General features: G+C 73.2%; 6 protein-coding genes. 2 read left to right on the top strand and 4 right to left on the bottom strand.

The window, feature by feature from the left end:
* A partial coding sequence (locus tag AWW66_RS20655; RefSeq protein WP_157527637.1) for a sensor histidine kinase occupies positions 1-1,940 on the bottom strand: 1,940 nt, incomplete at its 3' end.
* Positions 1,941-2,402: 462 nt separating this feature from the next.
* Here AWW66_RS20655 and AWW66_RS35510 point away from each other — a divergent pair.
* Positions 2,403-2,771: a hypothetical protein gene (locus AWW66_RS35510; protein WP_245648393.1), complete on the top strand. Its 369-nt coding sequence runs from the start codon at positions 2,403-2,405 to the stop codon at positions 2,769-2,771.
* A 9-nt stretch (positions 2,772-2,780) separates the two neighbouring features.
* Here AWW66_RS35510 and AWW66_RS20645 read toward each other — a convergent pair whose 3' ends face one another.
* Positions 2,781-3,863: an adenosine deaminase gene (locus tag AWW66_RS20645; RefSeq protein ID WP_067369005.1), complete on the bottom strand. Its 1,083-nt coding sequence runs from the start codon at positions 3,861-3,863 to the stop codon at positions 2,781-2,783.
* Between the two features lie 86 nt (positions 3,864-3,949).
* Here AWW66_RS20645 and AWW66_RS20640 point away from each other — a divergent pair, with 86 nt between their 5' ends.
* Positions 3,950-4,876, top strand: a complete 927-nt coding sequence (locus AWW66_RS20640; protein ID WP_067369002.1) for a putative RNA methyltransferase — start codon at positions 3,950-3,952, stop codon at positions 4,874-4,876.
* 37 nt (positions 4,877-4,913) lie between these two features.
* Here AWW66_RS20640 and AWW66_RS20635 read toward each other — a convergent pair whose 3' ends face one another.
* Together AWW66_RS20635 and AWW66_RS20630 are read right to left on the bottom strand one after the other, a co-directional pair.
* On the bottom strand, positions 4,914-5,594 hold the full coding sequence (locus AWW66_RS20635) for a DUF4272 domain-containing protein (RefSeq protein WP_067368999.1): 681 nt from the start codon (positions 5,592-5,594) through the stop codon (positions 4,914-4,916).
* 97 nt (positions 5,595-5,691) lie between these two features.
* Positions 5,692-6,972 (bottom strand): thymidine phosphorylase, encoded by a 1,281-nt coding sequence (locus AWW66_RS20630; RefSeq protein ID WP_067368996.1) that lies wholly within the window; start codon positions 6,970-6,972, stop codon positions 5,692-5,694.
* Between the last annotated feature and the right edge of the window lie 111 nt (positions 6,973-7,083).

Genomic DNA, 7,083 nt, shown 5'->3' with positions numbered 1-7,083 from the left:
GCGACGGTCCCCCGGTCGGCGCCGGGGCGCAGCTCGACCCGGACCCCGTGCCGGGAGGCGAGCCGGGCGACCACGACCAGCCCCATCATCCGGGAGACGGCCACGTCCACCTGGGGCGGCGTGGCGAGCCGCTCGTTGAAGTCGAGAAGCTGCTCCCGGCTGATGCCGATGCCCCGGTCCTCCACGTACAGCGAGGCCTGCTCGCCGACCCGGCGGGCCTCCACCATGACCTGGGAGTCCGGCGGGGAGAAGGCGGTCGCGTTGTCGAACAGCTCGGCGACCAGGTGCACCAGGTCGTTGACCGCGTGCGCGGCGACCTCGATGTCCCGGTCGATCACGCCGAACTCGATCCGGGTGTAGTGCTCCACCTCGGACTGCGCCGCGCGGAGCACGTCGATCAGCGCGGCCGGCTCCCGCTGCACCCGGGTGGAGTCCGCCCCGGCGAGGACCAGCAGGTTCTCGTCGTTGCGACGCATCCGGGTGGCCAGGTGGTCGAGCTGGAACAGCTCGGCGAGCCGGTCCGGGTCCTCCTCGCCGCGCTCCAGCCGGTCCAGGTGACCGATCAGGCGGTCGACCAGGATCTGCGAGCGGCGGGCCAGGTTGACGAACATCGTGGCGACCGAGGCCCGCAGCGCGGCCTGCTCGGCGGCGGTCCGGACGGCCTCCAGGTGGACCGCGTTGAACGCCTCGGTCACCTGGCCGAACTCGTCCCGGCTGCGCACCGGCAGCGGCTCGGCGATCTGGTTGGCGAGCTGCGCCGGGGAGAGCTGGCCGGTGACCTGCGGGTCGCGCAGTCGGGACACCGCGTGCGGCAGGCCGTACTGGGCGACGTTGAGCGCGCCCTGACGCAGCTCGCGCAGGGAGCGGGCCATCGACCGGGCGACCAGGTACGCGAAGAGGATCGCCAGCAGCAGCATGCTCAGCAGCAGGCCGGTCTCAAAAAAGACCTGCCGTTGCACGTCGGAGCGGATGGCGTCGGCCTGGCGCACCACGTCCCCGTCGAGCTTGGCCTCGACGGTACGGATCAGCGCGGCGTTCGCGGTCATCGCCGCGTCCCACTGGTCCGCGCCGAACGGGGCGCCGGCCATGCTGTCCGTGCTGTTGCTCTTGATCCAGCCGTTGTACTTGTCCGCCTCCCGCCGGTCCGGGCCGGCGACGGTCTGGGTGTAGAACTCCTCCTCGGACTGGTTCGCGACCGTGAAGAAGCTCTCCAGGAACTGCTGCTGGCCGGTGCCGGTGGCGATGTAGTCCTCGCGCAGCGCCGGGGTGAGCGCCTGCTGGATCAGGGCCCGGTGCACCACCACCCGCCGCTTCGACAGCCACTCCTTGGACTGGGCGGTGGCGGCGGCGGCCCGCATCCGCTCGCCGAGGTCGTTGTCCCCGGCGAGTTGGGCGGCGGAGTCCCGGATGTCGAGCAGGTCCTTGATCAGCACCTCGTACGAGCGGACCGCGTCGGTCAGCTTGAGCCGGCCGTTGAAGACCTGGCTGCGGGTGCCGGGCAGGTCGGTGAGGTTCTGGTCGATCCGGTCGAGCAGGCCCTCCAGGTTGGCCGGCAGGTCGCCGACCTCGGCACGCTGCCGGGAGTACGGCACCTTCGCCCGGTCGACCTGCTGGTTGACCCGGTTGTACGCCTCCCGGTACTGCTCCTTGGGCGGGCCGGGGGCCGCGCCGAGCAGCAGGACGGCGGAGGTGCGCTCGTCCTGGAGGGAGTTGACCAGGTCACCCGAGTAGCCGGTGAGGTTGGCCAGGTCACCGGCGCGGTTGGCGTTGTTGAGCGTGTCCAGGTGGTCGATGAGACCACTCGTGCCGACGACCACCGTGGCGATGGTCGGCACGATCATGATCAGACCGAGCTTGGACCAGATCGGCATGTCGCGCAGGCGCCCGGTGGGACGCAACCGCGACAGGAACGAGCCCCCCGCCTTTGGTCGTTTGCTCACGTCACCGCCCTCGCGATCACAACTTTCGCGGCACTACCCCGGGCACCGCCCAGCGGCCGACCCGGCGGGTCGGACCTTCGAGATTCCATCACGCCGCCCCCTCAAAGAGAAAGCCCAGGCTGGCCCTTACGCGCGGTGTGATGAGATGTTGATGCAATTTGATCGCAATCCGTCTGGCCGGAGTCACCGAAAGTAATGGAACACCTTCGTCGCGTCGTCCTGCTCGCTGGCCCATCCGGCTCCGGAAAGTCGTACATAGCGCGACAAACAGGACTTCCTGTCCTCTGTCTGGACGACTTCTACAAGGATGGCGATGACCCTACGTTGCCATGGCGAAACGGGCGGGTGGACTGGGATTCCCCCGACTCGTGGAACGCCGCCGCAGCGGTGGAAACAATTGCCCGTCTGGTCCGGGACGGCAAGGCCGAAGTGCCGGTTTATGCGATCGGCGCGGACCGCCAGGTGGACACCCGGACACTGGACCTCACCGGATCGCCGCTTTTCGTGGCCGAAGGTATCTTCGCCGCCGAGATCGTCGCGGAATGCCGTCGTCGGGGGCTGCTCGCCGGGGCGTACGCGCTGCGCCGGCCACGGGGCGCGACCTTCCTGCGCCGGCTCGCCCGCGACCTCGCCGAGCAGCGCAAGGCCCCCCGGGTACTGCTCCGCCGGGGCGTCGCGCTGCTGCGCGCCGAGCCGGCCGTGCTGCGCCGGCAGACCGGCCTGGGCGCGGAGGCGGCCCGCGCCAGCGAGGTGCTCCGGCGGGTCGCCCACCTGCTCACCGGGCACCCGGCCCCGCCCGCCACGGACGACCTGCCGGGCCGGGGCCGGTGACGGGCCGGGTCAGGACCCGGCGAGCCGGCGGGCGTACGCCGGCTTGATCACCTCGTCGATGATCCGCAGCCGCTCGTCGAACGGGATGAACGCGCTCTTCATCGCGTTGATGGTGAACCACTGCAACTCCCGCCAGCCGTAGCCGAACGCGTCGACCAGCAGGGCCATCTCGCGGGACATCGAGGTCCCGCTCATCAGCCGGTTGTCGGTGTTCACCGTCACCCGGAACCGCAGGTCCCGCAGCAGCCCGATCGGGTGCTCGGCGATGGACGGGGCGGCCCCGGTCTGCACGTTCGACGAGGGGCACAGCTCCAGCGGGATCCGCTTGTCCCGCACGTACGCGGCCAGCCGACCGAGCACCGGCGGCTCACCCGGGGTGATGTCGTCGACGATGCGGACGCCGTGACCGAGCCGGTCCGCGCCGCACCACTGGATCGCCTGCCAGATCGACGGCAGCCCGAACGCCTCCCCGGCGTGGATGGTGAAGTGGAAGTTCTCCCGCTGGAGGTACTCGAAGGCGTCCAGGTGCCGGGTGGGCGGGAACCCTGCCTCGGCGCCGGCGATGTCGAAGCCGACCACGCCTGCGTCCCGGTGCCGGACCGCCAACTCGGCGATCTCCTGCGAGCGGGCGGCGTGCCGCATCGCGGTGAGCAGGGTGCCGACCCGGATCGGGGTGCCCGCCTCGGCCGCCGCCGCGCTGCCCTCGGCGAAGCCGGCCAGCACCGCCTCGACCACCTCGTCCAGGGTGAGGTCCCGCTCCAGGTGCTGCTCGGGGGCGAACCGCACCTCGGCGTAGACCACCCCGTCGGCGGCCAGGTCCAGCGCGCACTCGGCGGCCACCCGACGCAGCGCCGACGCGGTCTGCATCACGGCGACGGTGTGCGCGAACGTCTCCAGGTACCGCTCCAGCGAGCCGGAGTTGGCCGCCTCGACGAACCACCGCCCCAGCGCCTGCGGGTCGGTGGTGGGCAGTTCGTGACCGACCTCGGCGGCCAGTCCGACGACCGTCGCCGGTCGCAGGCCGCCGTCGAGGTGGTCGTGCAGCAGCGCCTTGGGAACCTGGACGATGTCCTCGTACGAGATTGCGGCCATGGGCAGACCCTAGTCAGCCCCGCCCGGCCAGTCGACGCGGCCACACCGTGCCGGCCGGCGCGACTGCGGCTGCGAGGATGTCCGGGATGGATCCGCACGTCGTCGCCCGCCTCCGCTGCCCGGTCTGCGCCGACCCGCTCGCCGAGGTCGACACCGGGCCGGCCCGGTCCCTGCGCTGCCCGCGCCGGCACAGCTTCGACGTGGCCCGGCAGGGCTACGTCAACCTGCTCACCGGCCGGGCCCCGCACGTCGGGGACACCGCCGACATGGTGGCCGCCCGGACGGAGTTCCTGGCCGCCGGCCACTACGACCCGATCTCCGCCGCGCTGGCCGACGCGGCGCGACGCGCCACCGCCACGCTCGGCACGACGGCCGCGCCCCGCACCACCGACACGCCCCGCGCCACGGCCACGCCCCGCACCCGGGGCGGCGGGTCGGCGTACCCGTTGGTGGTGGACGCCGGGGGCGGGACCGGCCGGCACCTCGCGGCGGTGCTGGCGGCGCTGCCCGACGCGGTGGGGCTGACCCTGGACGTGGCCAAACCGGCGCTGCGCCGCGCCGCGAAGGCCCATCCCCGGGCGGCGGCGGCGCTGGCCGACACCTGGCAGCGGCTGCCGCTCGCCGACGCCTCGGTCGCGGTGCTGCTTAACGTCTTCGCCCCCCGCAACGGCGCGGAGTTCCGCCGGGTGCTCGACCCGGGCGGGACGCTGCTGGTGGTGACCCCGGCCGACGACCATCTCACCGAACTGGTCGACACCCTCGGCCTGCTCCGGGTGGACCCGACCAAGGCGGACCGGGTCGCCGGCAGCCTGGCCGGTCATTTCGCCGAGGTGGACGCCACGGTGCTGCGCAGCCGGCTGGCGCTGACCCGCGCGGAGGTCGGCACCCTGGTCGGGATGGGCCCCAGCGCCTGGCACGCCGACCCGGGCCGGCTGGCCGCGCGGATCGCCGCGTTGGCCGAGCCGGTCCCGGTGACCCTGGCCGTCCGACTGGGCGTGCACCGCCCCCGCTGACCGGGGTGGGCTCAGGTGGAAACTGACCTGGGTGGGCTCAGGTGGAGAGGTCGACCTCTTCCCAGCCGGGCGGTTCGTCGTGGTACGGGCCGCGCAGGACCACCGCCCACTCCAGCGCCCAGCGCCGCTGCCCGATCGCGTTCGCGTCGACCGCCCCGGGCAGCACCCGACCGGCCTCCTCCAGCTCCAGGTAGGCCCAGTCCAGGCAGTAGTGCAGGTCGAGCAGGGCCGCCGCGTCGGCCGGGTGCTGCGGGACGGCGAGGACCCGGCCCCGCCACTCGTCGAAGGTCTCGCCCCGGGAGATCTGCGGCAGCCGGTCCACCAGCCGTTCGTCCACCGGCAGGCGCGGATCGAGCTGCTTACTCAGGCCCAGCACCCAGGCCAGCGAGAAGAGCGCGTCGTGGTGCAGCACGAAGGAGCGGTGGTCCCCCCGGCCGCCCACCACGAACTGCCACTCCGGCGGGGTGAGCATCTCCACCAGTTTCGAGCCGAGCAGCCAGCCCATCGCCGCGTCCGGCGGCATCCCGAAACAGCGGGCCAGGATCAGGTGCAGCACCGCGATCCGCGCCTCGATCTCCCCGGTGGGACGCAGCTCGATCTCGTCGCCGGGCTCCCAGACGAGCGGGAAGGTGCCCGGTGGCCGGGGCAACCCCAGCCGGTCCAGCTCCTCCAGGCTCGCCTCACGCACGGCCCGCGGATCGGGGGCGAGTACGGTCACTGCTGAAGACCCCTGTCTGACGTCGTACCGGTGCCGCTCACTCCCCCCTGGGCAGGGAGGATAGCCGCCTCCGGTGACCGCGCGAACGCCGCCCCGCTCAGCCGATCCGCTCGATGACCAGCGGCGCGACCTGCGGCGGCGTGGCCGAGACGCGGACCGCGCGGGAGGCCTCGGCGAGCGCGGCGGGGATCCGCTGGGCGTGGTCGGCGCGCAGCTCGAACAGCGGCTCACCGACGCGCACCGGGTCGCCGGGGCGCTTGTGCAGCACCACCCCGGCGGCGGCACTGACCGGGTCCTCCTTGCGGGCCCGCCCCGCGCCGAGCCGCCACGCGCTCACCCCGATGGCGTACGCGTCCACCTCGGCGACATACCCGTCGGTGTCGGCCAGCACGACCTCCACCTCGTTCGCGGTGGCCAGCGGCGCGTCCGGGTCGCCGCCCTGGGCCCGGACCATCGCCCGCCAGGTGTCCATCGCCCGGCCGTCGGCGAGCGCGGCGGCCGGGTCGGCGTCGGGCAGGCCGGCGGCGGCGAGCATCTCCCGGGCCAGCGCGAGGGTCAGCTCCACCACGTCGGCGGGGCCCCCGCCGGCCAGCACCTCGACCGACTCGGTGACCTCGACGGCGTTGCCGACGGCCCGCCCGAGCGGGGTGGACATGTCGGTGAGCAGGGCGACCGTGCGCACCCCGTGCGCGCCGCCCAGCTCCACCATGGTCCGGGCCAGCTCGCGGGCGTCCGCGACGGACTTCATGAACGCCCCGGAGCCGACCTTGACGTCGAGCACCAGCGCCCCGGTCCCCTCGGCGATCTTCTTGCTCATGATCGAGGAGGCGATCAGCGGGATCGCCTCGACGGTGCCGGTGACGTCGCGCAGCGCGTACAGCTTGCGGTCGGCGGGGGCGAGGCCCGAGCCGGCGGCGCAGATCACCGCGCCGACGTCGCGGAGCTGGGCGAGGAACTCGTCGTTGCTCAGCGCGGCCCGCCAGCCGGGGATCGACTCCAGCTTGTCCAGGGTGCCGCCGGTGTGCCCGAGGCCGCGCCCGGAGAGCTGCGGGACCGCGCCGCCGCAGGCCGCGACGAGCGGGGTGAGCGGCAGCGTGATCTTGTCACCGACCCCGCCGGTGGAGTGCTTGTCCACGGTCGGCCGGGAGACCCCCGACAGGTCCAGCCGCTCGCCGCTGGCGATCATCGCGGCGGTCCACCGGGCGATCTCCGGGGCGGTCATGCCGTTGAGCAGGATCGCCATCGCCAGCGCCGACATCTGCTCGTCGGCGACCAGACCCTTGGTGTACGCGTCGACCACCCAGTCGATCTGCCCGTCGGTCAGCACCCCCCGGTCCCGCTTGGTGCGGATCACGTCAACGGCGGTGAACGCGCTCATCAGTTGTCCTTCTCCAGTCGTTGCGGGGCACCGGTCGGCACGGGGCCGCCGGTCGTCACGGGACGCCCGCCACCGGCGTGGTCACCGGCCCGTGGCCACCGGTCCGTGGTC

The sequence above is a fragment of the Micromonospora rosaria genome (assembly GCF_001567585.1).
Taxonomy (GTDB): Bacteria; Actinomycetota; Actinomycetes; order Mycobacteriales; family Micromonosporaceae; genus Micromonospora; species Micromonospora rosaria.
Note: the sequence above shows the minus strand (reverse complement) of the source record. Positions and strands in the feature narration are given on the sequence as shown.